27 protein-coding genes are annotated in these 26654 nt (G+C 57.6%); 13 read left to right on the top strand and 14 right to left on the bottom strand.

Features of this window, described 5'->3' with window-relative positions:
- Positions 1–3: 3 nt before the first annotated feature.
- The 6 genes from HMPREF2614_RS07260 to arsC all read right to left on the bottom strand — a co-directional run bounded on the left by HMPREF2614_RS07260 (position 4) and on the right by arsC (position 5473).
- Positions 4–1029: an ABC transporter substrate-binding protein gene (locus HMPREF2614_RS07260; protein WP_038628185.1), complete on the bottom strand. Its 1026-nt coding sequence runs from the start codon at positions 1027–1029 to the stop codon at positions 4–6.
- A 98-nt stretch (positions 1030–1127) separates the two neighbouring features.
- The gene (locus tag HMPREF2614_RS07265) at positions 1128–1988 is read right to left on the bottom strand and encodes an ABC transporter ATP-binding protein (protein WP_038628188.1); all 861 of its coding nucleotides are present in this window, start codon (positions 1986–1988) and stop codon (positions 1128–1130) included.
- A complete protein-coding gene (locus HMPREF2614_RS07270; RefSeq protein WP_239392939.1) occupies positions 1985–2974 on the bottom strand; it encodes a FecCD family ABC transporter permease in 990 nt (329 codons plus the stop codon). The genes HMPREF2614_RS07265 and HMPREF2614_RS07270 overlap by 4 nt, the downstream gene beginning before the upstream one ends.
- Positions 2975–3223: 249 nt before the next feature.
- Positions 3224–3391, bottom strand: a complete 168-nt coding sequence (locus HMPREF2614_RS10920) for an antitoxin (protein ID WP_080969535.1) — start codon at positions 3389–3391, stop codon at positions 3224–3226.
- A gap of 142 nt (positions 3392–3533) precedes the next feature.
- On the bottom strand, positions 3534–4931 hold the full coding sequence (locus HMPREF2614_RS07275; RefSeq protein ID WP_038628196.1) for an MFS transporter: 1398 nt from the start codon (positions 4929–4931) through the stop codon (positions 3534–3536).
- A 197-nt stretch (positions 4932–5128) separates the two neighbouring features.
- Positions 5129–5473: an arsenate reductase (glutaredoxin) gene (arsC, locus tag HMPREF2614_RS07280; protein ID WP_070560609.1), complete on the bottom strand. Its 345-nt coding sequence runs from the start codon at positions 5471–5473 to the stop codon at positions 5129–5131.
- 275 nt (positions 5474–5748) lie between these two features.
- Here arsC and HMPREF2614_RS07285 point away from each other — a divergent pair, with 275 nt between their 5' ends.
- The 7 genes from HMPREF2614_RS07285 (at position 5749) to HMPREF2614_RS07315 (ending at position 10826) form a co-directional block, all read left to right on the top strand.
- Positions 5749–6879, top strand: coding sequence for a metal ABC transporter substrate-binding protein (locus tag HMPREF2614_RS07285; RefSeq protein WP_070560610.1), 1131 nt, complete (start codon positions 5749–5751; stop codon positions 6877–6879).
- A 23-nt stretch (positions 6880–6902) separates the two neighbouring features.
- On the top strand, positions 6903–7571 hold the full coding sequence (locus tag HMPREF2614_RS07290) for a metal ABC transporter ATP-binding protein (RefSeq protein ID WP_222867335.1): 669 nt from the start codon (positions 6903–6905) through the stop codon (positions 7569–7571).
- On the top strand, positions 7561–8391 hold the full coding sequence (locus HMPREF2614_RS07295) for a metal ABC transporter permease (RefSeq protein WP_070560612.1): 831 nt from the start codon (positions 7561–7563) through the stop codon (positions 8389–8391). The genes HMPREF2614_RS07290 and HMPREF2614_RS07295 overlap by 11 nt, the downstream gene beginning before the upstream one ends.
- A complete protein-coding gene (locus HMPREF2614_RS07300; protein ID WP_038628210.1) occupies positions 8384–9202 on the top strand; it encodes a metal ABC transporter permease in 819 nt (272 codons plus the stop codon). Before HMPREF2614_RS07295 ends, HMPREF2614_RS07300 begins: the two co-directional genes overlap by 8 nt.
- 3 nt (positions 9203–9205) lie before the next feature.
- A complete protein-coding gene (locus HMPREF2614_RS07305; RefSeq protein WP_038628213.1) occupies positions 9206–9898 on the top strand; it encodes a metal-dependent transcriptional regulator in 693 nt (230 codons plus the stop codon).
- Positions 9899–9990: 92 nt separating this feature from the next.
- Entirely contained in the window at positions 9991–10308 is a 318-nt protein-coding gene (locus tag HMPREF2614_RS07310; protein WP_038628215.1) for a hypothetical protein, read from the top strand.
- Positions 10305–10826 carry a hypothetical protein gene (locus HMPREF2614_RS07315; RefSeq protein WP_038628219.1) on the top strand — a complete coding sequence of 174 codons (522 nt, stop codon included), beginning with the start codon at positions 10305–10307 and terminating at the stop codon, positions 10824–10826. The genes HMPREF2614_RS07310 and HMPREF2614_RS07315 overlap by 4 nt, the downstream gene beginning before the upstream one ends.
- A gap of 13 nt (positions 10827–10839) precedes the next feature.
- On the opposite strand, the gene HMPREF2614_RS07320 is transcribed toward HMPREF2614_RS07315, so the two are convergent.
- Together HMPREF2614_RS07320 and HMPREF2614_RS07325 are read right to left on the bottom strand one after the other, a co-directional pair.
- On the bottom strand, positions 10840–11805 hold the full coding sequence (locus HMPREF2614_RS07320) for a quinone oxidoreductase family protein (protein WP_235191238.1): 966 nt from the start codon (positions 11803–11805) through the stop codon (positions 10840–10842).
- A gap of 27 nt (positions 11806–11832) precedes the next feature.
- Positions 11833–12522, bottom strand: a complete 690-nt coding sequence (locus HMPREF2614_RS07325; protein ID WP_038628232.1) for a GntR family transcriptional regulator — start codon at positions 12520–12522, stop codon at positions 11833–11835.
- A gap of 148 nt (positions 12523–12670) precedes the next feature.
- On the opposite strand from HMPREF2614_RS07325, the gene HMPREF2614_RS07330 reads away from it, so the two are divergent.
- The 5 genes from HMPREF2614_RS07330 (at position 12671) to HMPREF2614_RS07350 (ending at position 16928) form a co-directional block, all read left to right on the top strand.
- Positions 12671–13882 (top strand): NRAMP family divalent metal transporter, encoded by a 1212-nt coding sequence (locus HMPREF2614_RS07330; RefSeq protein WP_038628234.1) that lies wholly within the window; start codon positions 12671–12673, stop codon positions 13880–13882.
- 89 nt (positions 13883–13971) lie between these two features.
- The gene (locus HMPREF2614_RS07335; RefSeq protein ID WP_070560613.1) at positions 13972–14745 is read left to right on the top strand and encodes a LamB/YcsF family protein; all 774 of its coding nucleotides are present in this window, start codon (positions 13972–13974) and stop codon (positions 14743–14745) included.
- Positions 14746–14816: 71 nt separating this feature from the next.
- Entirely contained in the window at positions 14817–15470 is a 654-nt protein-coding gene (locus tag HMPREF2614_RS07340) for a 5-oxoprolinase subunit B family protein (RefSeq protein ID WP_038628241.1), read from the top strand.
- Positions 15471–15488: 18 nt separating this feature from the next.
- A complete protein-coding gene (locus tag HMPREF2614_RS07345; protein WP_038628245.1) occupies positions 15489–16373 on the top strand; it encodes a 5-oxoprolinase subunit C family protein in 885 nt (294 codons plus the stop codon).
- An 87-nt stretch (positions 16374–16460) separates the two neighbouring features.
- The gene (locus HMPREF2614_RS07350) at positions 16461–16928 is read left to right on the top strand and encodes a GNAT family N-acetyltransferase (RefSeq protein ID WP_038628248.1); all 468 of its coding nucleotides are present in this window, start codon (positions 16461–16463) and stop codon (positions 16926–16928) included.
- Between the two features lie 48 nt (positions 16929–16976).
- Here the strand turns inward: HMPREF2614_RS07350 and HMPREF2614_RS11050 are convergent, their stop codons facing one another.
- Positions 16977–18452, bottom strand: coding sequence for an NAD(P)(+) transhydrogenase (Re/Si-specific) subunit beta (locus tag HMPREF2614_RS11050; protein WP_038628251.1), 1476 nt, complete (start codon positions 18450–18452; stop codon positions 16977–16979).
- A gap of 6 nt (positions 18453–18458) precedes the next feature.
- On the bottom strand, positions 18459–20048 hold the full coding sequence (locus HMPREF2614_RS11055) for a Re/Si-specific NAD(P)(+) transhydrogenase subunit alpha (protein ID WP_038628253.1): 1590 nt from the start codon (positions 20046–20048) through the stop codon (positions 18459–18461).
- A gap of 387 nt (positions 20049–20435) precedes the next feature.
- Between HMPREF2614_RS11055 and HMPREF2614_RS07365 the strand changes: the two genes are divergently transcribed.
- Entirely contained in the window at positions 20436–21638 is a 1203-nt protein-coding gene (locus HMPREF2614_RS07365) for an alpha/beta hydrolase (protein WP_038628255.1), read from the top strand.
- Positions 21639–21644: 6 nt separating this feature from the next.
- On the opposite strand, the gene HMPREF2614_RS07370 is transcribed toward HMPREF2614_RS07365, so the two are convergent.
- The 4 genes from HMPREF2614_RS07370 to HMPREF2614_RS07385 all read right to left on the bottom strand — a co-directional run bounded on the left by HMPREF2614_RS07370 (position 21645) and on the right by HMPREF2614_RS07385 (position 26285).
- Positions 21645–22190, bottom strand: a complete 546-nt coding sequence (locus HMPREF2614_RS07370) for a TetR/AcrR family transcriptional regulator (protein WP_038628259.1) — start codon at positions 22188–22190, stop codon at positions 21645–21647.
- Entirely contained in the window at positions 22177–23673 is a 1497-nt protein-coding gene (locus HMPREF2614_RS07375) for an MFS transporter (RefSeq protein WP_038628262.1), read from the bottom strand. Before HMPREF2614_RS07375 ends, HMPREF2614_RS07370 begins: the two co-directional genes overlap by 14 nt.
- Positions 23674–23910: 237 nt before the next feature.
- The gene (locus HMPREF2614_RS07380; RefSeq protein ID WP_038628264.1) at positions 23911–25758 is read right to left on the bottom strand and encodes a hypothetical protein; all 1848 of its coding nucleotides are present in this window, start codon (positions 25756–25758) and stop codon (positions 23911–23913) included.
- Positions 25755–26285, bottom strand: coding sequence for a hypothetical protein (locus HMPREF2614_RS07385; RefSeq protein ID WP_224792285.1), 531 nt, complete (start codon positions 26283–26285; stop codon positions 25755–25757). The genes HMPREF2614_RS07380 and HMPREF2614_RS07385 overlap by 4 nt, the downstream gene beginning before the upstream one ends.
- Between the last annotated feature and the right edge of the window lie 369 nt (positions 26286–26654).

Consider the following 26654-nt stretch of genomic DNA (forward strand, 5'->3'; position numbering starts at 1 on the left):
TTTCTATTTAGCCAGCGCGTCAGCGATCTCACGCAGTCCATCGGGCATGTGCATTCCGGCGGTGCCAGAGGTCGTCTTCGCATCGATCAGTTGCACTCGATCATTCTTGACCGCAGCGACGTCGGCAAGCGCCGGATTATCCAGCAACTCCTGGAATGGAGCCTTGCCCTGTCCGTGGAAATCCTGAATCAAAATGACATCCGGATTGAGCTGCACAATTGTCTCCGGATCAGCGGGAACGGCACCCGGGCGCTTGCCCTTTGGCGAAATCGGCTCGCCACCGGCCAGCTCAACGAGATTCGTCGTCGCCGACTGCATTCCCATAATCATCTTCTGACCACCGCGGGCAAACAGGACCAGCGTTTTTGGCTTAGTTGTGGAATCAATTCCCGAGAGAATCTCTTCGGTTTCCGATTCAATCTTGGCAACCATTTCGGCCGCTTTGTCCTCAGCTCCCAGCAACTTGCCGAGCGTGGTCACCGATTCTGCCAGCGCCTTCGGCGAAGCGAAATCACTGCTGGAAAACGCAGCGGTCGGAACATCGCTGGCGCCCAGCAGCTTGCTTGCCGACTGCTCCTGATCATGGCGGCTAGTCATCAACACCATGTCCGGCTCATAGGACAGAATCTGCTCCGGATCCGGCTTCGTGGAGTTGGCAATTGCATTAGGCACCTTACGCGCCAGCTCAACCTGATTACCAGAGGTCTCATCGAGCGCGTTCTTCGTCACCGCGACGACACGCTCTGGCCCAACCAGTTCCAGCGCCAGATCTGCAACCTCGGTCGACAGTGCAACGATGCGCTTCGGCTGACTCTGCACCGTAACGTCATGGTCGCCGACTGTCACAGTCCGCGGCCACTGCGCCTGCTGGTTTGTCGAAGTTTCGCTTGACGACGGCTGCTGCGACGCCTCCTCCGAAGAGGAACAGGCGACGACCGCAGCGAGTGGGAGCGCTGCAATCAACGGCAGAGCGAAGGCCTTTTTAGAGTTTCGCTTCAAGGCAGAGATAGGAGAAGTTGGTGAAAACACGAAAGTACTTCCTTGAATGTTGAGTTTTGATTGTCGGGAAAGTTTTCAGTTGCGTTATCGCTAGCTGGAATCAGTCAGTCTGAATCAGTTAGCCGCAATCAGTCAGCCGGGCGAGCCCGAGCCAACGCCGTCACTCGCACCGAACCGGTGTGCGGATCGGTATCGACAGCGCTGGAGATGCGATAAATCGCATCTATTCGGGGAGGTGTTAGCACCGCTTCGGCGGAACCAGTGACTTCCAATCCGCCGTTGTGAATCACACTGAGCCGGTGGCAGCTGCGGGCAGCGAGGTTGAGGTCATGAAGGACGACTCCGATACCGTGGCCTTCGTCGGCAAGCTCGCCGACGAGCTCGAGGATTTCCAGCTGAAACCCGATGTCCAAGGCTGCAGTGGGTTCGTCGAAAAGCATGACCTTGGCCTGTTGTGCCAATAGCTTTGCGATGAACACCAATTGCCGCTGCCCGCCGGACAGAGCCGTGATAGGGCGGTCGGCGAGTGCGGTGACACCAACGCGGTCTAGCGCGTAGGCGACGATGTCGTGGTCCGTGGAGTTTAGTGAGCTGCGGAAACGGTCACGCCGACGGTGGTGCGCGTACCTGCCGAGTGCCACGACAGTTCGAACGTCAATAGCAGCATCGGCCGGTGTGTGCTGTGGCAGGTACGCCAATCGAGTGGCGCGTTCGTGGGCACGAAGCTTCGTCAGCGGCGTGCCGAGGAGCTCAACCTGCCCCAAACTCGGTGTCACAATGCCAGCCATAGCACGGAGCAAGGAGGATTTTCCGGTGCCGTTGGAGCCGATGATGCCGTGGACTTCGCCAGGTCGAATAGCAAGGTTCACGCCACTTACGACGGTCCGATTGCGGTAACCGACACTGAGGTCGGTAGCCCGCAGCAGCGCGGTGCTGTCGGTGTCTGGCTTAGTGACGTGGTCAGTGAGATTTTGCGTCTGCTGACTCATGACTGGCGACCACCTTGCCGAAGAATCAACGCGAGTAGCGCAGGTGCGCCAAGGAACGCGGTGACTGTGCCAGTTTGCAGAGCAACTGGGGAAAAGAGACTGCGGGCGACGAGGTCGGCGAGAATGAGAAACACTGCGCCGAGGCACATAGAAATGGGCAGCAGGCTGCGGTGATCGGGGCCGATGGCAAGGCGAATCAGGTGCGGGACGACCAATCCGACAAAGGAAATAACGCCAGTGACAGCGACGCCCGCTGCCGTGACTAAAGCAGCCAGGGCGAGTAGCAGTTGCCGGATCCAGACTGTGCGCATACCAGTGGCAGCGGCCTGTTCTTCGCCGAGGAGGAGCAGGTTGAGTTCGGGAATGAGCATCATCAAGATAACCGTGCCGACGGTAATGGGGCCGACTGCCAGCGCAATGTCCTGCCAATTGGCAGCAGTTAAATCGCCGTTGAGCCAGAACATGGCCTGTTGTGCGTCATCACTGTGTGGTGCGTTTGCGATGGTGGCGGCGATGACTGCGCCGAGGAATGCGTTGAGTGCAATACCGACGAGCAACAGGGTGGCTCCGCTGCCGCCATTGAGACCGGCGACGATCTGGACAAATATGACAGCCAGCAACGCGCCTATGAACGCGCCTGCCGAGAGAACCCACGGCGCTTTCGCGGCCACGCCAGTGACGATGAGAATAACGGCTACCACTGCTGCACCGGAGGAGACACCGGTAACACCGGGTTCCGCCAGTGGATTGCGAAAGACTGCCTGCATGGTTGCGCCTGCGACAGCGAGCGAGGCGCCGACCAGTCCCGCAAGGAGGACGCGCGGTAGTCGAATGCTCCAGACAAGTGATTGCGTGGCAGGGGATATCTCTGGCAGAAGGTGGTTGAGAGCTGGGAGGTCGTCGGAAAGCGTATTGATGAGCGGAGTGAGCAGTGCGACGATGCCGTTGCTGAAACCGGTTCCCGCGGGGCCGATGGAGATCGCCAAGAGGATTGTGGCGGGGACGGCCAGGAAAAACAGAAAGCCGAAGAGCCGGGATCGAAGTTTTTGGTTTCGAGGACGCGGAAGAGAAGCTCTATCGACAATAGTTTTCACTTGGCTAATGATGGACAATGTGAAAATAATTGTCAATAAAGGCGCGTCAGCGGTCCTGTGGGATCTCCTAAGGACAACAAAACCCCGCACCAGCTCCCCTGTGAAAGTGGGGTGCTAATGCGGGGTGAAAAGCTCTGTAGCTTACTTCTCGTCGCCCAGGCGCTCGTCTGCCATGTCGCGAGCCTTCTTGATCTGGTCGGCCTTGTCCTCGCCGAGCTTCTCCTTGCCTAGCTGCTCAGCCTTGTCCAGAACCTTATCGGTGTTCTCTTCGTTGCTCAGTGCTTCCTTGGCCTTGTCCATAAGTCCCATGGTGAAGTCTCCTTCCATTCGTAATGTCTACTCGCGTTTTTTCGTTTGTGACATAGAGTGTACCGATGAATTGGTGACCTTGCGACCGTATTGGCCCCACGGAGTGAAGTTGATATTCGACTAGCAACACCGTGACTGACAGTTATTGAGCTGTTTTGGTGCGGGCTTCATCTGCCTTGTGCATGACATCGCGCTCGTACTTGCCGACGAAAATCATGAGGACAAACGCTATAGCGACAACGCCAATGAGGGTCGCGAATGTAACATTCCAGCCTGCGAAGTCGATCAAGAGGCCGACACCAGTGGAGGCGAGTGTTGCGCCGAGAAGGTATCCAAACAATCCAGTGAAACCAGCTGCGGTTCCCGCAACATACTTAGGCGAGAGGTCGATGGCCTGCAGTCCGATAAGCATGATTGGACCGTAAATGAGTGCGCCGATCAGGGAGATGAGCACGTAGAACATCCACAATGGTGCCGTGGCGGGTAGCTGCCAATATGCGAAAATGGTGATGCCGGTGCCAACCAGGAAGAGCATGCCGGCGCCTGAGCGCCAACCCTTGAAGACCTTGTCGGAGACCCATCCGCACAGCAGGGTGCCAACAATTGCTGCGCCCTCGTAGAGCATGAATCCGATGATTCCGCCCGTGACGTTGGTCTTGTGCAATTCGTTTGTCAAGTAAATCGGAATCCAGTTAAGAACTCCGTAACGGAGTGCGTAGACGAATACATTGGCAAGTGCCAGCATGACGATAACCGGATTGGTAAGAACATGGTTCTTGACGATTGTGAACCAGGGTTCTTGTGCCTCGTCATTAGTTCCTTCGACTTTGTCCGGGTCGTTACGGTATTCCTCGACCGGAGGCAGGCCCATGGATTGCGGGTTATCTCGAATCAGCAGGAATGCGATGGCGGCAATCGCGAGCGCGACAATTGCCGGTAGCCAGAATGCGGGAGTCCAGTCGGCGTCGGAAGTGGCGAACGAATGCAAGCCCCAGGCTGCCAGAGCACCGCCGACGGCGGCGCCGACATTGTGGGCAGTGTTCCAGATCGACATCAAAGTGCCGCGCTCGGATGTCGAGAACCAGTGGACGACAACTCGTCCAGAGGGAGGCCAGCCCATGCCTTGGAACCAACCATTGATGAACATGACTGTCGCGAATATTGCAACAGAGGCGCTGATGGCTGGGACGAACGCAACAAAGAGGTTTACGACCGCGGACAGTGCTAGGCCAAGTGGGAGGAAGTACCTGGCATTGGCTCTGTCGGAGAGCATGGCCATGAAGAATTTGGATAGGCCGTAGGAGAACAGAACTGCATTGGCTACGATGCCGATTCCGGCTGCGCCAAGTAGGTCGTGCTTTTCCAGTACGGCGGACACCAGGGGGATGTTATTTCTGATGAGGTAGAAGCCCGCGTAGCCGATGAAGATGCCCATGAAGACGTTGAATCGCCAGGTCCGGTAGGTCGGGGCAATTTTTTCCTCGGGGAGGGGAGCTGCTGGGCCGGGTGCGCTGAGCCAGCCGAGCCTCTGACTGCTCATAATGACAGTCCTTTCGCTGAAGGCCGCCGTTGCCTCTAATGCAACCTGTGTGGATGCTTAGGGCAGCAGGCGGAGAGCTTTATCGTTTCAGCGTTGAGTTTACAGAGACTTCAGTCTCTATTAATGGGGCGTTAACCTCCCGGCCTTGGGGGTCTTTGAGGGGGGTTGGCGTAAAAGCAATTAATGCTTGTCACTGCCTAGAGAATGTCATTAATTGCCTCGGTGGGGCGCGCTATCCTTACCCCCTTATTGGTGACGACAAACGGGCGCTCAATCAGGCGTGGGTGTGTGACCATTGCGTCCAGCAGTTCCTCGTCGCTGGAGTCCTTAGAGAGTCCCAGTTCCTTGAACTCTGCTTCCTTGGTGCGCACGGCATCGATGACGTTCAGGCCGGCCGTCTCGATTAGCGAGCGCAGCTCGGTCTTGGTTGGAGGAGTGTCTAGGTACTTGATGATCTCCGGCTCGATTCCGGCCTCGCGTAGTACGGCGAGAGCTTGGCGGGACTTTGAGCAGCGGGGGTTGTGGTAAATCTTCGCTTCCATGTCTCCATCATGGCTGATGTTGTGGTGTGACGGTTGACGGAGCGGCGTAACTATATGTGGTGAGACCTTGTTCATTATTTATCTTGAAGGGCCGTAAAGCCAACAACACTTAAGTTCAATAGGTTGAAAATAGTTGTCGTTAGGTTTACTCTCGCACGTGATAGATGAACGGCGAAGTGCGCCCCAACCGCCCCTAAGGTGACCAGATTTACTGAAGCGGCCGGTCAGCGTAGCCGTCGTAAAGCAATAACAAACAATCAAGAGCGGACACCAACATGACAATTTCCGGAAAGCTTTCGCGATCAGCTAAGTCCATGTGTGCGGGCCTTTCAATCTTGCTAGCGGGCGCTGGCCTTGCAGCGTGTGGCGATGGCAGTGAGGGAGCCAGCGGCGAGAACCCAATCAACGTCGTGGCTTCCACGACACAGATCTGTGATTACGTGAAGCAGCTGGACATCGATGAAGTTGATTTGACCTGTCTGTTGGCGCCGAATGCAACAGCACATGAGCTGGAAATGACCCATGAGCAGCTGACCAAGACTGGTAACGCCGATCTCTTGTTCGTCAACGGAGTCGATTTGGAGCACTTCCTGGACCAGGCGATTGAGTCCTCGGGTTTTTCCGGAACGATGGCAGTAACCAGTGGCGTTCTCACTGCAGGTGACGTAGATGCCATGAAGGCAGCCAAGGACACGGACAAAACCAAGCCGCTGCCACCAGAGAAGGCGAAGAATGGTAACTACACCATCGACCGAGGGGTGGAAAAGATTGATGTCGCCCCATGGCCTTTCCCGCCGGAAGAACCCGGTGAGGAGGCGGAATTCCGCTTCGATCCGCATGTATGGACCTCGCCGAAGAACGCCAAGGTTCAGGTTGCCAATATCGGCTACGCACTGGAACAGGTCGCTGAGGAACGTGGCGACAATGAGCTGAAGTCCACCATCGCCGACCACGTTGCGGCCTACCAGGACAAGCTGAATCAGCTGGATGAGTGGGCAAATAAGTCCATCGCCACCGTGTCGGACCCTGTGCTGTTTACCAGCCACGATGCCTTTGGATACTTCTCCCACGAGTTCAATATCAACTTCATCGGTGCAGCGCTGTCTGATTTCAACGAGCAGCAGGATGCCACGGCCGCGCATATCGCCGAGGCGGCAAAGACCGTGAAGGACTCGGGTGCAACTGCGCTGTTTGCGGAGAACTCGAACAACTCGAAATCAATTGAGGCGATCGCTAAGGCCGCAGGTGTCAAGGCCATCGTTGGTGAGGACGCACTCTACGGCGACTCCCTTGGTCCGGCTGGCAGTGATGGCGAAACCTACATCGGTTCCATCATCCACAACGTCACTCAGGTTGTGACGGCATGGGACGGAACTGTCGCGCCGCTGCCAGAGGGCATCAAGTGAGCCGTAACCGCTTAGCTAACCCCATGTCTGCCGAACCCATAGTCACGCTCCGCGATGCCTCATTCGGCTACACGGCGGTACCCATCGTCAATCACATCACCGCCAATGTCGCACCGGGTACCGGGCTTGCACTCATCGGCGCCAATGGCTCTGGAAAAACGACTGTGCTGCGCGGAATCCTGGGTGGGACTCGTATTCTCGCTGGTGAGATGCACAACAACGCGAAGATTGTGTCCTACGTCCCGCAGTCGGCAGACCTCGATCGCACTTTTCCGGTCACGGCTTTCGATGTCGTCGCCATGGGGGTGCTGCACGAACTGCACCCCTTCCAACCGCTTGGACACCGCAAAGAACGCATCCACGCAGCGCTAGCCAAAGTCGGGCTTGCCGACCGCACCAGTGAACGTTTCGGCAACCTCTCCGGTGGTCAGCAGCAACGCGTTCTGTTGGCGCGTGCCATCGTCGCACGTCCGCAACTCGTGCTTCTCGACGAGCCGTTTAACGGCCTCGACGCTGAAAATCGGGCGATGCTGCTGAATCTCCTCAACGAACTGAAGGAAAATGGCACGGCAATTATCGCGGCCACCCATGATCTCGTGCTTGCCGAGGAAACCTGCGAAAACACATTAATCGTGGCGGAGCAGCCAGCTTTTGGTGCGACCTCGAAGTTGGTGCCAGCCTATGTGGACTGAGCTTGCGAATGAGCTTGGGGTAGCGCCTTTCATGTTTAGGCCACTAGTGCTGCTGATTGCCCTCGGGGCGGTCTCTGGCCTGGTCGGTGTCATCGTGAACCTGCGTAGCCTCGAGTTCAATGCCGAGGCCATGGTGCATTCTATTTTTCCCGGAATTGTGGCCGGTGCCGTATTCGGCGGCATCGACATGATTATCCCGGTGGCTGCAGCATTTGCGGTGGTAGTGGCAGTAGCACTGACCTTAGTATCGCGCTCGCACATGTCGGAAGCCGGAGTTGCAGTTGTACTGACCAGCTTCTTTTCCATCGGTGTGATTCTCTCGCTGAAGAAAGGTGACCAGTCAGGACAGCTGGAAGCGCTCATGTTCGGGCGACTGCTGGAAGTCACTGACTCCCGTCTCACCAGCGCCCTGATTGTCTGTGCCATCGCCTTGGTTCTTATCGCAGTGACCTGGCGCCAGCAGGTGTTTGTTGCCTTTGATCGCTTCGGTGCCAAAGCCGCAGGCGTCAATGTGTGGGGCGCCGACCTCACCATTAACGCGGCGATTGCTGCGGTCGTGGTGTCGTCGGCAAGCGCAGTGGGCGTGCTGCTGGTAGTCGGATATCTGGTCGTGCCGGGAGCGGCGGCGAGACTGCTGACTCGCCGAGTTCATGTGATGGTGCCGATCGCGATTGCAGTGGGCTGCCTCAGCGGAATCGTTGGTTTGGCACTGGTGCCTTTGGGGCCGGTGTCGCCTCAGGCAGTCGTCGCGCTGACCTCGGTGGGACTGTATTTCATGGCACTGGGGCTGCGCGTCGTGCTGGGAGGCGACCGTGTCTAGCATCCTGATTTTGCCAATTATCGAACTGATACTGGTAGGAGCCCTGGCTGGAGTAGTTGGGGTGCTCGCGGTGCTGGGAAAACAAGTGTTCTTCGCAGAAGCGATTACACATGCGACTTTTCCCGGCGCGGTTGTGGGCGTTGTTATTGCGGCAGCGCTCGGCCTGAGCCACTCGTGGATTTCGGTGTTCCTCTTTATCGGAGCATTTCTGATGTGTATTCCGATTGGGGCGCTGTTCGGTCTGTCAAAGGTGGGAACGACGTCCTCGGCGGCGGGAATTGTGCTGACATTTGGGTTCGCACTGGGCTACTTCCTGAACAAGTGGTTCGCCCCGTTGCCGGTGAAGGTAGAGAGTTTCCTGGTCGGCAGCGTACTCAACGTGAACAAGATTGATATTGCGCTGTCCGGTGGCCTCTTGCTGCTGGTGGCGTTGGTGCTGGTGGCTCGGTGGCGGCAGCTGATTTACTTCACCTTCGACCCGGAGTCTTTCGGAGTCGCGCATTCGAGGAGAAAAGCACAGCTGGTCATCAGCGGGCTCATCGTTCTGACTCTGGTGGCGCTGATTCCGGCTGTCGGCACGATTCTATCCATCGCGCTGCTAGCTGCCCCGGCAGCTGCGCTCGTTGGGGTAGTGAACGATACCCGTTTGCTATTCGTGTTGGCGCCATTGATGGGTATCGCGATTGGCCTGGTGGGGCTATTCATTGCGGTGGCGGCGAATCTGTCAGTTGGTGGCTGCATTGGTGTATGCGCCGGCTGTTTCTATGTCCCCCTCAAGATTGCGTCAACACGCAATAGCGCTAGAGTTTGAAGAATGCACGTGGAGGATTTACCAGCAAAGACCCAGGACTACCTCAAGGTCATTTGGGATTTGCACGAGCGCACCGGTGAAAAAGTGGCACTTGGCGACGTCGCTGAGCGGATGGGCGAAAAGAAGCCCACCGCCAGCGAGGCTGTAAAGAAGCTAGCTGCACGTGGCCTTGTCAACCACGAGCCGTATCGGGGCATTAGCCTGTCGGACCGTGGGCGAGACATTGCGCTAATCATGGTGCGTCGCCACCGGTTGATTGAAAGCTTCTTGGTCTCGACTCTGGGATACACCTGGGATGAGGTTCACGAGGAAGCCGAAAAGCTTGAACATGCGGTCTCGGATGATTTCATTAGTCGCATTGATGCAATGCTGGGATTCCCTGAGCGCGATCCGCATGGCGATCCAATTCCCAGCGCAAGCGGTACCATCGCCAGCGCAGTGCGCACCGACCTGACGGATATCGAAGCCGGCGCGATGGTGGTAGTCGATCGCATTAATGACTCCGACCCTGAACTACTGCGCTATTTGGCGACATCAGGGGTAGGACCGGGGACTGTGCTCCGAGCCGAAGCCGCACCATATGCAGGCATGCATGTCTTTGCCATCCTCGATGAGGTGGACGATACCGAGCCAAAGAAAATTCATGTGGCAGACTCGGCACTATGGGCAATCAAGGCGACTCCAACAACGAACTGACGAGGGCCGCAGCGCGCTCTTACTATAAGGTGTCGCGGAATCTCACTGGGCCAACTAAAGTGCCACCCGCACCGTCAGTTTCGTTCGACAGCGTGAAGAGTGCTCGTCGACAGGCATATGCCAGTGTCGAGAGCGTTGATGTGCCACTCAATGCCATCGCTATCTCGCCTGCTGAGCAGCAGGAACACATGGCTAATCTCGAACGCCGCTTGAATGCCTCGACCAAAGATATGCGGGCACTGCTGGACTACGAAGAGCAGCGCATTGCGGTCACTAGCACCGTCAAAGAGGCAATCGTCTATACGTTGCTGGCAATACTCCTTTTGGCAGCAGCCATCGGACTTGGCTACGCCAGCCACCTGGGGGCCGATGCGATTTTGAATGCTGCGGCGGAGGTGACGCCGCGATGAGTAAACGCTCAGGCTCCGACAACGGGTGCGCGACGGTCATTGTCGTATTTTTCTTCTTCGGCCTGATTGTTCAGCTCTTCGGTGTCACGCTGTGGATTCTGCAATATGCATTGCCAGTTGCGGGCTTGGTGCTTGCGATTCTCATTGCATACCAGGCGTGGGTCGGTGTGCGCCGCAGCGCTGAGGCGCACGAGCTCGCCGAGCGTAATCACGCTGAGCTACAGCAGATTGCCATGGACACCGAGTACCAGCTCACCGCAATCCTCTCTGCCTGGGACAACGTGAACACCACAATGGGGGTCGGCACCATCTACAAAGATGTATTTGCCTCCGGAGAGGCTACGCCGGAGCTCATCGAACTACGCGGTGAGCTCTCTCGAGCTCGAAAGCTAAACAACCGACTGCGCGAGCAGCGCGAAACTATGACTAACCGGGAGCTGGTGGAAGCCATCTCTGATGCCGACGAGCTCTGGTGCTCGCTGACGAAGACGTATCAGAACGCTCGTCGCGAGCTGTAGTAACGCACTTGAATTAGTCGACGGTCATCACAACCTTGCCGTCAGCGTGTCCGTCTTCCAATACCCGGTGGACCTCCGCGACCTCGGTGAGATTTTTAGTCAGGCCGATAGGAAGCGAAATCTCACCGGCAACCACGCGGTCGGCCAGGTCTGCATAAATAGTCGTGTCATTCGAAATAGCCGGGATGTGTGCCTCAATGCCGCGTTCCTTCGCCGGTGTTAAATCGGCCAGCGAAGGCAGCGCCACAATCCGACCATCCGATGCCAACACATCCAGCGAGGGGAGGAAAGTATCGAAATACACGCCGTCAAGGACAACGTCCACGCCCTCGGGGAACTGCTGGCGCACAGCCTTGAATACATCTTCCGCTGTGTAATCAATGTGCTGCGCGCCAAAGCCCACTAGTTTTTCATGATGGCGTGACGACGCACTGGCCAACACAGTTGCGCCACGGGCGACCGCCAGCTGCGTCATCAGCTGGCCAACACCGCCACCGGCACCATGAATTAGTACGGTGTCACCGCTTTTTACCTTTGCAAGCTGCTCGACAGCCACGGTCGCCGTGATTCCCACTAGGGCAAGGCCCGCAGCGGTAACGTCGTCAAGCGAATCGGGCGTTCGGACCACACCGTCGGCGGGGAAGACGTTGTGCGTTGCGTAGGTGCCGCGGAAGTCGTCGAAGCTGCGCATGCCGAAGACACGGTCGCCGGGGGCGAAGCTGTCCACACCTTCGCCGACGGCAACGACTTCGCCAGCGGCTTCACGTCCGAGCACCGCGGGAGGGGTGAACTTTGCGCACAGGCCGGAAGATCCATCGCGCATCTTGTAGTCCAGCGGGTTTGCGCCGATGGCTGTGGTTTTGACCAGGATTTCACCGGGGCCGGGCTCTGCAGGCTCGATAGGTGTCCTGGTGAAAATGTCAGCGGGGCCGAACTCCGTAATGGTCATTGCGTATGCGTTGCCTGAATTTGCTGCCATGTCCATCACTGTAGTCCTAGCTGCTAATTATGAACGGGTGGCAGGTGGGAGGGCAGCGGTGACGGCGTCGAAGGACTCGTTGAGGTAGGCGCTGAGGAGGTCGGCGGCGTGGTGCGGGGTGTCTTCGATGAGAACCTTGGCGATACTGATGTGGCGATCGGCGTATCGGGCATGGAGTTCGATGCTTTGGGGGTAGGAGAGGAAGCAAAGACGGAGTTGGGCCTGAATGGATTCGGCGGTTGCTAACAGGTCGGGAGACCCGGAAGCCCTGACGATGGCGAGGTGAAAGGCATTATTCCGTTCGGGAAGGTTCAATGATGACTGCGAACCACAAAGAGAAAGAATCTCTTTGCCGAGGAGCTTTGCTTGGCTCTTGCTTAGCGACCGCAGTGTTCCGCATTCGGCGACATGGCGAAAAGCATACAGTTCGCGGATGCGTTCTTTGTCGAAGGAGGCGATAAAAACGCCGTGATGAGGGATGTGAGTGAGTAGCCCCTCAGATTCCAGCTTCCGGTACGCCTGTCGGATGGTGTTGCGACTGACCTGTAGTCGCGCAGCAAGTTGGGTTTCACGGAGCTGCTCGCCGCTGTAGTGCTTTCCGGCGAGAATCTCTCGGCGCAGGACAGTTGCGGTGGCATCCGCTACTGAAACGTCATGTTGTTTTTCCCCAGAGGACGTGTGGGTCTGATCGTCGAGGATGTTTCCGGGGGTAGTCATGTAATACAGACTACTAAAGCACTTTTGTGTGGCGGCCATCACCAATTAACATACGAGACATTGTTCAACAATCTCGGTGCAGACGATCTTCAACGTAGGAATCCTTCAACGTGGGGATTGTCAGATTTGTAGGGAAAGGCCTTACGCTATGGACGCTTCAACATCTGCCCACAAGGCGCGTCGAACGGCACTCCTCGGCGCTGTATTCCTGATGGCGACCAGTGCTATCGGGCCAGGCTTCCTCACCCAGACCGCAACCTTTACGGCCAAGCTTGGCGCGGCTTTCGCCTTTGCCATTTTGGTCTCGGTGCTTCTTGATATCGCGATTCAGCTCAACGTGTGGCGAGTAATCGCCGTCTCTGGACGCCGCGCACAGGAGCTCGGCAACGCCGTGATTCCGGGGTTGGGCTGGCTTATGTCAATTCTCATTGTCATCGGTGGTGTGGTCTTCAATATTGGCAACGTCGGCGGAGCTGGACTTGGCGCGAACGCGATGTTGGGCGTGGACGCAAAGATTGGCGGCATTGTTACTGCAATCCTCGCCATTGGCTTCTTTCTCTCCCGACGGGCGGGTATGGCGCTGGACAAGGCACTCGTCGTGCTTGGTGTAGTGATGATTCTGGTCACTGCAATTGTGGCGTTCAGTTCTAACCCACCAGTAGGAGAAGCACTGAAGAACACGGTCATGCCCGACACGATTGACTTGCTGGCAATCATCACGCTGGTCGGTGGCACTGTAGGCGGTTACATTACTTACGCTGGCGCTCACCGCATGCTTGACGCTGGCGCCAGCGGTGTGGAGCACCTCGCGCAGACCACTCGCTCATCTGTTACGAGCATCATTGTCACGGCTATCATGCGTTTCCTACTTTTCCTAGCTGTCTTGGGAGTGGTCGCGGGTGGCGTGGTCCTCAATACGGATGGAAACCCCGCTGCAGAGGCATTCCAAGCTGCGGCAGGCGATTGGGGTATGCGATTCTTTGGCGTTGTCCTGTGGGCTGCGGGAATCTCGTCGATTGTGGGTGCCAGCTACACCTCGGCAACGTTTCTGACTCGTTCCTCGGGTGCTGGTGCCAAGACTCAAAACACGATCACCATTGTCCTAATTGCAATTTCCACGCTGCTCTTCGGTGTCATCGGTACGGCTCCAGCGACGCTGTTGGTTTTCGCCGGAGCCTTCAACGGTTTGGTTCTACCAATTGGTGTTACTGTGCTGATTTACATCGCGCTGTTCCGTGCGGACCTCATGAATGGCTACAAGTACCCGAAGTGGTTAGCGGCTATCGGAATCGTGGGTGTCGCAGTCGCTTGGTTCTTGGCGTGGCGCTCGTTCGGCGGCGTGTTTGAAATGCTCGGCTAATCGGCCGGTTTTTCGTACAGCTCAGATGAGGACCAACATATCAACGGTACAAAGACCAGCATTACTACCTGGAAGGGGCGGCGACGTTTATGGGCGCCATTATCGATCTCAACTCTGATCTCGGGGAAGCTTTCGGCTCATGGAAGATGGGGGATGACATCGCTCTACTGGACATTGTGACCAGTGCGAATGTTGCTTGCGGGTATCACGCGGGTGACGCTAGCGTCATGATGGAGACCTGTGAGGCAGCTGCCGCGCGCGGAATTCGCATCGGCGCACACGTCGCCTACCGCGATCTCGCCGGATTCGGACGACGTCGCATGGACTACTCACATCGAGAATTGCGAGCCGAAACTGTATACCAGATTGGTGCCCTATCGGCATGTGCACGGGCGGGGGGTACCGAAGTTTCCTACGTCAAACCCCACGGTGCCCTCTATAACCGCATCGCAGTGGACGAAAATCAGGCCACTGCAGTGGTGGAGGCGCTCCTGCTCGCTCGCTCCACCTGCGGAGATGGGCTTGCCATTATGGCGCAGCCGGGGTCGGTCATCGAACGGCTCAGCCTCGATGCGGACCTCCCTGTGATTCGGGAAGCTTTTGCTGACCGCGCATACAACTCCGACGGAACGCTAGTTTCCCGAGCGCTCGCGGGCTCGGTCATTGCAGACCCCGATGCCGCCGTCAAACGTGTCATTGCAATGGCCAGTGGGGAACCAATCGCCGCTTACGACGGTTCACTGTTGACCGTGCAGGCTAACTCTATTTGTTTGCACGGAGACACCCCTGGCGCGGTCGAACTGTCCCGTAGGATTCGCCAAGGTCTCGTCGACGCGGGAGTTACCGTCGCTGCCCACGTATAGCGCGGACTCGTACACCGGTCTTATCGACCGCAGTTTTTCAACCTCGCAAGAAAGAAAGGATCAGCACCGCCATGGCCGAGATTCGCCCTATGGGAACAAATGCGCTGCTTATCGACTATTCATCATCGGCCAATCCGTTGGCGAAGGTACTTCGTGCACACTCTGCGGCGGCTGAGATCGAGGGACTCGTTGACAGGGTACCCGCAGCCCAAACGCTCCTACTTCGCTTTCGCGGGCCGGCTCGTCGATACCTCAGCGCAGTCGAAACCGCGCTGCAGGGCAACAATACGCAGAGGCACACCGTCGACAAGCGAAAGACAGTGACGATTCCCGTTCACTATGACGGCGCGGACCTTGAATCCTTGGCACAAAGCCTTGGGATGAGCCCCCAAGCGTTAATTGATTGGCACTGCGAGCGCCCTTGGACGGCCGCGTTCGGTGGATTTGCGCCGGGCTTTTATTACATGGTGCGGGGGAGCGGTCAGGGATGGCCAGAGCCGCTTGATATTCCCCGCCTTGCGACGCCGCGCACCCGAGTTCCCAAGGGCTCTGTCGGACTTGCAGGCCAATTCGCAGGTGTGTATCCCATCGATTCGCCCGGTGGCTGGCAACTCTTGGGGCATACAGATGTGGAGATGTGGGACTTAAATCGGCTCAATCCGGCGCTGCTTGAGCCCGGGGCTGAGGTTCAATTTGAGGCGACTTCTACGGCGAGTGCGGCGTAGAAAAAGGGTGCGGAAGAGATGAAGAATTCTATCGAGATTATTCGACCCGGTATTTTGACGACTATTCAGGATTGGGGCCGTGCTGGGCAAGGGAGCTTGGGGGTGAGTACCTCCGGTGCGTTCGACCGCGAGTCCGCGGCAGCTGCTAACCGGATGGTTGTCAACGAAGAAAACCTCGCTGTGCTCGAATGCGTCGTCGGCGGGTTGGAGTTCCAAGTAGCGGAGGGGGCAATTATCTCCTTTGCAGGAGCCCACGGTGAGGTGACCGTCGAGCAGGATGGCAAGGTCATCAAAACCTCGATGAATAGCCGAATTGTGGTCGGGGCGAAGGCGATTGTGAGGCTTGGTACCTTCGATGCGGGTCTTCGTGGATACGTCGCGATTCGAGGGGGCATCGATGTCGCGGAAGTGTTGGGGTCGCGGTCATACGATACGCTTGGCAAGCTCGGTCCAGCGCCTTTGCAGGCTGGTCAGGTCTTGCCAGTCGGCGACCCGGAGTATTCGACGGGTTCGTCAATCGCAATTTATCCCGCTCCTCATTGGTCGAGCGAGGCTGCCCGTCTTGATGTTGTTCCTGGGCCTCGGGCGGACTGGTTTACGTCGGAAAGTGTCAGTGATTTCTTTCACGAGACATGGACCGTGACGCAAGAGGCCAACCGCGTCGGACTTCGGCTGAGTGGGACTACTCTTGAGCGCCAGGTCACCCATGAGTTGGCCAGCGAGGGAATGGTTCCCGGTGCGATACAAGTGCCCGCATCGGGGCAGCCGATTATTTTCGGTCCTGATCATCCGGCGACGGGTGGATATCCGGTCATTGGTGTGCTGACGGAGCCGTCATTGTCGAGAGCTGGGCAATTGGTGCCCGGCGCGAAGGTAAAATTCCGCCGGGTGCGGGCGGCATAGGTCTGCGGCGTCATCCTGCGCGATGGTGCGCCACAAAGTCTGCCAGCTGTCAGAGTCGCACAGCACTTCGCAGTAAAATCAGCCACCATGATTGAGAGAGCTTCTTTTTCCGACCTCAGTGCGACCGATGCGTATGCCATCTCGGCGCTGCGTACCGACGTGTTCTATCTTGAGCAGTCCTGTGAGGAGCCGGAAATGGATTGGCGCGACCTGGAAGATACCGCAGAGCACTATTTCATCCGCGACGACAACGACTCCCGCAAGATTATCGCGTACTTGCGTGTAATTGACACGCTCGATGAGTACTCGTCGAGCTACCCGCGCACCATCGGCCGAGTTGTCGTCGATGCTGCGAGCCGGGGTAGGGGGTTGTCCTCGAAACTGCTGCAGCAGGTCATCGCTGACCACCCGGATACGGGGCTGATTCTTCATGCCCAGACGCAGGCGAAGGCTGTGTACGCAAAAGCCGGCTTCCATGAGGTCGGGGAGACCTTCATGGAAGCCGGCATTGAGCACATCACCATGGTTCGTGATGCAGCCCGTGGCGAAGCCTAGGAACTAATCGCCTAGGCTCCGGTTTGTACGGCGTTGCTTACTTCGGGTTTAAGCGGTGACCTTCGAATCCGCCAGGATGCGATTCAGGGAGTCGATGCTCGCCTTCGCATCGCCGATAAGCATGTCGGTGTTTTCGTTGAAGAACAGCGGGTTCTGCACGCCCGAGTAGCCCGAACCCATCGACCGCTTGAGAACAATCACGCGCTCAGATTCCCACACCTTCAGTACCGGCATACCCGCAATCGGGGAGCCCGGCTGCTCTGCCATCGGGTTGACGGTGTCATTTGCACCGATGACCAGGGTGACATCCACATCAGCGAAGTCATCGTTGACCTCGTCCAGCTCCAGCACGATGTCGTAGGGAACCTTGGCCTCTGCCAACAGCACGTTCATGTGACCCGGCAGGCGGCCAGCGACTGGGTGGATACCGAAGACCACTTCCTTACCGTCGGCACGCAAATTGCGTACCAGATCGGCGACGGCGTACTGAGCCTGTGCCACAGCCATACCGTAGCCCGGAGCAATGAGAATCTTGTCCGCGTTGCGCAGGATTTCTGCAGTGTCCTCGTGGTTGACCTCAGTGTGGGAGCCTTCCACAGCGCTTGCCGACGAAGCCTCGGAGCCAAAGCCACCCAGAATAACGTTTGCAAAGGAGCGGTTCATGGCCTCACACATGATGTACGACAGGTAGGCGCCGGAGGAACCAACCAGCGCACCGGTGATGATGAGCAGCGGGTTGCCGAGCATGAGGCCGGTGAAAGCAGCGGCCCAACCGGAGTACGAGTTCATGATGGACACGACAACCGGCATGTCGCCGCCACCGATGGCGATGACCAAGTGCCAGCCCAAAAACAGGCCCAAAGCAGTCACAGCAACCATGCATGCCCATGCGATGGCGCCGCCCTCGGTGCCGGTTGCGATGAAGACAGCCAGGAGAACCAGAGTGACCACCAGAATGGCAATGTTCAGAGCATTGCGGCCCGGCAGTAGCAGCGGCGAGCCCTTGATCTTCTCAGACAGCTTCAGGCCAGCGACGATGGAACCAGTGAAGGTCACAGCGCCGATGAAGACGCCAATGTAGACCTCGCCGAAGTGGAACTTCAGGGCATCGGTGTCAACATCTTCGGCGAAGATGTACGAGTTGAAGCCGATGAAGATAGCGCCGAGTCCAACCAGACCGTTGAACAGTGCAATCAGCTGCGGCATACCAGTCATGGCAACGCTGCGTGCGCGGGTGATACCGATGACACCACCGATGCCGATAGCGACAGCGATGAGAATCAGGGTAATCAGCGGGGAGAAGTGAGTATCCGGCTTGGTGTCAGCGGTGACGAGTGCCTGAAAGATGGCAATGACAACGGCGACAGCCATGCCGGCAATACCGAAGGCGTTTCCGCGGCGAGCGGTCTCCGGCTTAGACAGGCCCGAGAGGGCAGAGAGGAACAGGACAGCGGCGACAATGTAGCCGACGTTGGACAGGCGGTAGGTCCAGTCCAGAAGCGAAGCAGTATCAATGCTAGCCATTAGACTTTATGCCTCCTCTTTCACGAACATGCCAAGCATGCGGTCGGTGACGGCGAAACCGCCGAAGATATTGATGGAGCTGACCACGATGGCCGCGAACGCGAGACCGGAAACCAGCAGGTTGGAGCTTCCCACCTGGAGAATCGCACCCACCAGAACAATGCCGGAAATCGCGTTGGTCTCAGACATCAGCGGTGTGTGCAGGCGTGGCGTAACCGCGGAGATCACGTAGAAGCCAAGCACGATAGCCAAGGTGAGAACCATGAAGTTGGCGCTCACGCTGTGCGGCGCGCTGAGCATAACCACAATTGCCAGCAGTGCCGTCAGACCCAGAGCAATCTTCGAGCCCAGGCCCGATCCCATGAAAGAAACCTTCTCCGGCGCATTCTCTTCTAATGCAGCCTGCTGAGCCTGCTGTTCCTGCAGCGGGGCAGCAGGGGTGACAGCGACCTTGATTGGCGGTGGTGGCCAGAGAATCTCAGCTCCGGTAGCGCCGGCACCATTCTGTGGGCGAGCCTTTGTCACCGTGATGCCACGGATAATCTCGTCCTCGAGATTGAGAACTGGAGAGCCATCCTTTTCTGGCGTAATCAGCTTGAACAGGTTGAAAATGTTCTGGCCGTACAGCGACGATGCCTGTGCGGGCAGACGTCCTGCAAGGTCGGTGTAACCGATGATGGTCACCCCGTTGTCAGTGACAATAGTCTTGCCTGGAACGGTCACCTCGCAGTTACCGCCACCGGCGGCAGCCATGTCGACGATGACGCTGCCTGGCTTCATAGCTGCAACATCGGCAGCAGTCAGCAGCAGCGGAGAGCGGCGGCCCGGGATATTCGCGGTGGTGATGACAATGTCAGCTTGCGCGGACTGCTCGGAGTAGAGCTTCGCGGCAGCGGCAGCCTGATCATTGGTCATTTCCTTGGCATAGCCATCTTCGGACTTCTCAGTGGCAGCCGGAATCGGGATGAACTCTGCACCCATCGATTCGACCTGTTCACCGGCTTCAGGGCGCAGGTCTGTTGCCTTGACAATCGCGCCCATAGAGTTGGCGGTACCGATTGCGGCAAGTCCGCCGACACCAGCGCCGATGACGTAAACGGTAGCTGGTGGCATCTTGCCTGCGGCAGTCACCTGACCAGTGAAAAGGCGACCATATGCAGAAGCCGCTTCGACTACTGCGCGGTAGCCGCCGATGTTGGCCATCGACGACAGCACGTCCATCGACTGTGCCCGGGAAATGCGGGGAACTGCATCCATAGCAAGGGCAGTGATGTTGCAGTGCGCGAGCTCTTCGACCAGCTCTTCGTTACGGCCTGGTGCAAGTCGGCTAATCAGCATGGCACCGTCGTTAAGCAGTGCACGGAACTGCTCCGGCGGAGTGTCGAGCGTTACGACGATATCGCTGTGCCAGACAGACTCGTCGACAATGGTGGCACCGGCGGATTCGTAGTCCGCGTTGGTGAACTTTGCAGCCAGGCCGGCGTCAGCCTGCACGGCGACCTCGTAGCCAAGCTTGACGAGTTTGCCGACGGTTTCCGGGGTCGCAGCCACAATTGTTTGCTGGGGATCGGGTTCTAAAGGGATGCCGATTCTCATTGTGGGAGTTCTTTTCTGTTCGGGGGTTTTATTAAGGGCCATGCGCACTCGGTTGTCGGTTAACAGTGAGTGTGGGCGTGGCCGCTTTCTCCTTGGTGCCAATAAGGTATGCGCTGGTGGGGAGGCAGCGGAGGCGTTTGTGGAAAAAGGTAATAAAAATATGTGGGTAACGGTGGTGAGGTGGGTTTTCTGAATTTGCACACTCTTGCAAAGGGGGTAGGAAATGGGGGTGAGGGTGTTAATTTTGAGCGAGAGTGAACATTTGTAGCGGCCTGAATGATTGTTTGAGGGGTGAAGTATGGGGGAGGATATTTCTGTCTTTACGTACGTCGTTACGCATTAGGTAGATTTGTATTCCAAGGTTTTTGGCAAGAGTTAAGGAAAACGATGATTGGTTCACTAAGTGCCGCCGGAAAGACCGTGTTGGCATCCCGCCGAGGGCAGGGGCGTACGTTCTCGAAGGTGGTTGCTCTCTCGCTCGCAGCTGGTGTAGTTCTCAGCGGACAGGTGCCAGCGCAGGCGGCACCGCGCATTGGTCAGCTACCGGACATCACTGCACGCGAAAGCACTATTGACTACCAGAACTCGGAAACCGTGGACAAAATTGGCGGTGGTCTGGTGGATGTCATGGGTGGCGTGAACCGTGTCATCTCCGGTGGCGAAAGTGGCCATATCACCGAGCCGTTCGCCCCAGAGGCGGGGCAGCTGCGCAAGGAGTTCGGAGCGATGGGCTCCCATCCAGTTGCCGCAACCCGCGAAGCAATGCCATGTGATGGTGTCGTCTACACCATCTATAACCGCGTACTGCGGGACCTCCACGGTCTCCACGGCACCACCGGCTGTTATGACGTACTGCCAGAATCGGCCAACGCCTCCCCAGTTGGCGCGCAGCTTATCTACCCGGCGGATATTGACTCCATGGAGTCTGCGCCACTGATGGTTCTCAGCCCTGGCATTGGTACTGAGCCGGGTATGTACGACGCGCAAGCGCGACTCTATGCAAGCCACGGATACGTCGTGGCTCTTGGCTACAACTTCACCAACTGGTTCGCGCCACAGATGGTGCTGGCAGCTTCGGTTGCCGCAGCGGCCAATGAGGACGAGTCCACACCACTTGCAGGCAAGATCGATTTCTCCCGCACGATGTTGGTCGGGCACTCTGCGGGTGGTGGCTCCGCAATCTTCCTGAACAACAGGATGGATAAAGCCTTCCAGGCTGCGGGTATCGATATGGTCACCCGCGGTCTGGTCGCCATCACCCCAGGGCCTTCCGACGCTGGACTAATCTCCACACCGCCGGAGATTCCAAGCCTGGTGGCCATTGCGGAGCACGAGGACATCGTTCCTTTTGATGCGGATCGACGTGGTTACCGCGATGCTGAAGGGCCCGCCTGGGAAGCGGTAGTCACCGGTTCCTACCACGGCACCTACCTGGATGATCCGTCTAAGAATGTGCTTGGCTCGCTGGTGCTGTCCTTTAGTGAGTATGTGCTCGGCGGAACGAGTCGAGCAAAGGCCGTCTATGAGGGTGCTAACTACGGCCTGGCTACTGACTCCGAGCTCAAGGACGTTCAGCGCAAGGGCGTTTAGAGCTGGCTACTCCATCGACTCTGGAATCAGCTTTGCCGCGGCCTCGGCGATTGCCTTACGCTGTGCTTTCGTGAGCTGATTGCCGTTGAGATAGTCGTTGGCCCAGAGTCCATCGGAAATCATTTGGACAACGTAGGCCATGCAGGCTTCCTCATCGGTGGCAATCTGTTCTACCGGCGGATTCCACCGGCGCAAAAGGCGCGTCCAGATCTCGCGCAGCTCCGGTTCGGCGGCAGAGTCGATGGACATGAGTAGCTCGGCCCTTGTTGCTGTCTCCAGCGAGACCTGGAGGTTTGCGCGTAGGCGGTTGGCGGGGGATACCTCCTCCGCAGGCCCACCCGCGGCTTCGATAAGCTCCTCTTCCCATAACTGCGCCATGTGCTCATGGACGCTGCGAATCATGTCTTCGCGGGAGGGGAAGTGGTAAATCAACCCTGATTTACTCATTCCGCATTGAGTTGCGACATTTTCGTAGGTGACCTCGGAAAAGCCGTTTGTCTCGATAATCTCAACGATTGTGTCGAGAATGGCAGTGCGCTTACTCGTGCGCATATTCAGTCTCCTTCGGGTTGCCGCGGAATGCCACCGCAGTCGCAATCGCTGCAATGACAGCAACGACAGCCAGCATAATCAAAATGGCCAGGTAGGAACTGTCGAGGCCGGCGCGGGCGCCGTCGTTAAGCGCTGGCGTGTGAAGTGCATCGGTGAGTGAGATGCTGGCGTCGACAGGCGTGAACAAGGCGTAGAACATGGGTAGGAGGCTGCCTGTGATTGCGACGGTGATCAGTGTGCCAAATTCGTAGGACACGGATTCCATCGCCGCCGCCATGCCGGCCTTTGACCTTGGGGCTGAGCCGATAATCGCGGTCGACGACACCGACATCACAGAACCTGCGCCCGCGCCGAGCAGTATCAGTCCTGCGATCATGAGCGGGAAATTGCCCGAGGAAACACCGTAGTACATGCCTGCCAGGCCGATGGCGTTGAGGAGGAATCCGCCGGTGATGAGTGTGCGGAAACCCACTCGATGCAGCACCATGCCGCCGATGACACCAACTGGCAAGGACGCCAGTGCCGCGGTGGCAACTAGCAAGCCCGCATCGAGTGGTGTGTATCCGACGGAAATCTGGAAGCGCTGCGTCGTCATCAATTCGGCGCCTGCCAGGACAAACATGGCAAGCGCGGCTGCCAGCACGCCACCGGAAAACATCCGCGAACGGAAGACGGAGAAGTCGATGAGGGGTTCAGTGAGACGTGCCTGACGACGCTGAAACAGTACCGCGCCCACTAGCCCGCAGGCGATAGCCGCGACGATGACGGTGGAGGAGTGATGACCAGCGAGTTCCTTAATGAGCGAGACCAGGCCCAGCATGGCCAGCATCGCGTAGAGGCTGGTGAGAAAATCCCAGCGCTTGGCTGGGTTGGGCTGATTCGGCGGAGCAAAAATCAGCGTGCCAATGATTGCGAAAACTACTACAGGGATATTGATAAGGAAGATTGAGCCCCACCAGAAGTGCTCCAATAAGAAACCGCCAACGACGGGGCCAGCGGCGGCACCCAGTGTTGCCGTGGCAGACCAAATGCCAATAGCTGTGGCAAGTTCACGAGGGTGGTGGAAGGTCTCACGTAGCAGTGCGAGGGTCGCCGGCATCATGGTCGCGGCGCCCAGTCCTAGACAGCCGCGGGCGATGACCAGCGCCCAGGCGTGCGGCGCAAAGGCCGCGGCCAGGGAAGAGAAGCCAAAAATTGTCAGGCCCACAAGAAACATCTTGCGGTGACCGATGCGGTCGCCCAGGGTGCCTGTGCCGAGGAGGAGTGCGGAGATCACCAGTGGGTAGGCGTTGATGATCCACAGGCCCTCTAACTCGGTTGTGTGGAGCTGCTCGCGCAGAACCGGCAGAGCAGTGTAGAGCACCGAGTTATCTATGCCGATGAGTAGTAGGCCGGCGCTGATGATAGCGAGGAAGATCCACCTGTGGGTGACTGAAGTGGGCGGATTAGCCCTCGTGGAAGCGGCGTGGTCAGTACTTGTCATTCCAGTAACTGTAACGAACGTTCGGTTTAGTTACAACCTCTAAAGGGTGCTGATTTAGACCTAAAACTTCAAGAAAAGTAAGCCGATCCCGCCCAAGGAGCCGGTGAAAAAGTGTCTAAGTTGCAGGCGTTGTTGAGGTGCGAATTCACGGACGCCGTTCGATCCCCCGTGGCGCCCGAGCGGGTAAAAGTCAGCATGAACGCGCTGACTTTATGCTCGGAGGCTTACGCGCTGACTTTACGCTCGGACGTTGTGGCCAATCACCGCCGGGATAGTAATGGGTGCATCCCCGAAAAGCTCCTTCTGGTATTCGTTCTGCTCGAAAGCGCCAGCATCGTTATCCCTGATCGTGGCCACGTTTGTCAGTTTGCGTGCCGACGGTGCGGAACCCTTTTGGAGCAATCCACCACGGCTGCCCGCAGTGGTGGCCGCGAAAGCCCCTGCGCCACGGTTTCCAGCAGCGGCGCCCGCGGTTCCGCCAGCAGCACCCGTAGCTCCGGTAGCAGTACTGTTGCGCGCACTGATTAGGGAATTCATCAATCCACTTCCGCGCTGTCCAGAGCTATTCGAGACGGTTGGCAAGGCAGAACCAGCGACCCCGGGACCCAAGCCGGTTCCCATCCCGCGACCCGCTGTCGGCGCTGGCATACGACCGGGACTCGAAGCCGGAAATCCCGAGGCCGGGGGACGGGGGCTTGAGTTTCCAGAATACGGCAGTGCCGGGATATTGCCCGCTGGTGTGAGTCCCGCAGTGCGTCCTGCACCGAGGGAGCCAGCCGGCCGGTTGCCGTGAACTCCGTAAGGCGAAACTCCTTGCGGTGATGAGCGTTGAAGTGGGGTGCTCGCCCCCGAAGGAGCGACCATGGCTGGATTCGCCGCATTCGGTTGAGCCATAGCTGATTTACCGGTCGGGGATGTTGGCGAGATTGTGGAGCTCGTTGGGCTGCTAGGTGATGCGGGGTGCACAGGGGTAGCAGACGGATTAGTAGGGTTCGACAAAGTCGAAGCGCTCGGTTGCAAGTGCGAAGGAGCGGAAGGGCTCGCGGTTGTGGATTGCGGTGTCGGAGAATCCGGAACAGTTGAGGTGGCACCAACTGGTGCGCTGGCGGCCTGCATGCTTCCAGCCATCCCCGCAGGCGAAAGGCTGAACTGGCTAGTTCCAGAACGTCCGGCGACTGTGGCTCCAACGGACACCTCGGCGGTCACACCACTTCCCGCATCGGCAGAAACCAGGTTAGGAATTCGGGGAATAGCGGTCTGTAGTTGTGCGGTATACGGACCAGAGAGAAAGGCTGCTACCTCGGCCTGTTCAAAAGCCTTTTGCGCGCCAGGGTTTGGGAGTGCTTTGGACTCGGCTTCGATCGCTGATAGTGCATTGACGGCCATCGCCTTCACAGATGGCAATACGGCAAGGTGCCCGGCCATGACCTCAGATGCGGTGGCGATGCTGGTAGCGCGTGCGGCCAGACCTTTCATTGTTGAGTCCGCAGCAGAGAAGACAGCACCGCTGTTGCTCGACACCAAGCCGGATGAGATGGAGGTTAGATTGCTGGCCAACGTGGTCATAGTGTCGGCGAAGTTATTCCAGTAGGCGATTGCCTCGGCTACGGCACCGTCGTTTGTTGAGGAAAACATGGATAGTAGGGACTTCGCATCGAGACCAAGTTCCGCGGAAAGAGTGACTGGCGCGAAAGTGAGACTTCCAGCTTCAAACATCGGCCGACGCTGAAATACACCGCTTGTGCGCGCTACTTCGGCAAGGGAAGCGCCGTCACCATTGAATGGGTTAATGCTTCGAAGAATCCGATTCATGGTGGACTCGTGCTCAGTGATCACGCGACGGAAGTCAGCGAGATTTGTTTGCGCCCACGTGAGCTGTTTGCCCAGAGACAATCCGATGGCAGCAGAGCTTCCTGAGCTGCCGGAAATTGCGAGACTGTGTTCTGTCGCCACCAGCTGGAGTGACGGAACCTGTGAGTAGCCGGCCAAGTTTGGCTGGATATGGATGGCATTATTTGCCAGCAAATTCGTGGAATGGAACTTCTGAATTGCAGAGTCGATTGTTGGAATTACGGCATGCATCATGATTCTTCCCCCAAATAATCAATTAACAGCTCATTTACTGGAGCGCACAGCCGGTGCTGTGGGTCAGGGCTATCTTGTCCGGTTGTGTCGATAACGAATCCGAGAGCTCCTTGTTCTGTTTCGACAGAAGCAATACAGGCGGAACTTCCGAGCGGATTGATTTGAGTGAATGTCACCCAATTGAAAATCCCTTCGTGATGAGCCAAAGGCTCGGCACTGTAGCGTTCGAGTTGTGAGTGAGCGACCGCAGCATGCCAGATGCTCAGCAGGCCGGAAGCATCGGATTCAATAACGCAGCCAATCTGTTTATTTCCTTCGATTCGGCCCTCCATGTACGTCTGCTCCCGGAACCCCAGCCTGTCTAAACGCCCCATAATCGCAGGGTCATCACACGGATTGGTCAGTACGAATTCAGGTGCGTCGTAGTTGTAGTGCCCATCGGGACCAAGTGGAGCATCACCGGGCTCCGGCGGATTGTTGGGTGGAAGCACACCCGCAGGTAACGTCACGCCCGAGTCAGTAGTCATGGTTGTCGCATTGTCGCCGACAGGTTGAACGTCCTCGACGGATGCCTCGGTCGATGCGCAACTAGTCCCCGTTATTCCCCATAGAAGTGCTGACAGTAGGGCGGCAGTAGTCGCCTTTTTCAATTTTCCCTCCCCAAAGAATTTGTGTGAGAAAGATATAACACCGCGGTCGCAATTGCGCTTGCTGAGAAGCCGAAAAATAGACCGGCTGTGGATAACTTTTAGGGGGTGTGGACAACGCGGTCGCCGTGCAAAACGACGCCTCTGCGTAGCCACCACCTGCACCTTTGGGGTGCGTTCCCCGGGACGTCGTTAAGCGTTGGTGGACAGCATGGGTGTAATAACCGAAGTAATCCGAACGATTGGTTA

The organism is Corynebacterium sp. HMSC074C11 (assembly GCF_001809455.1).
Taxonomy (GTDB): domain Bacteria; phylum Actinomycetota; class Actinomycetes; order Mycobacteriales; family Mycobacteriaceae; genus Corynebacterium; species Corynebacterium amycolatum.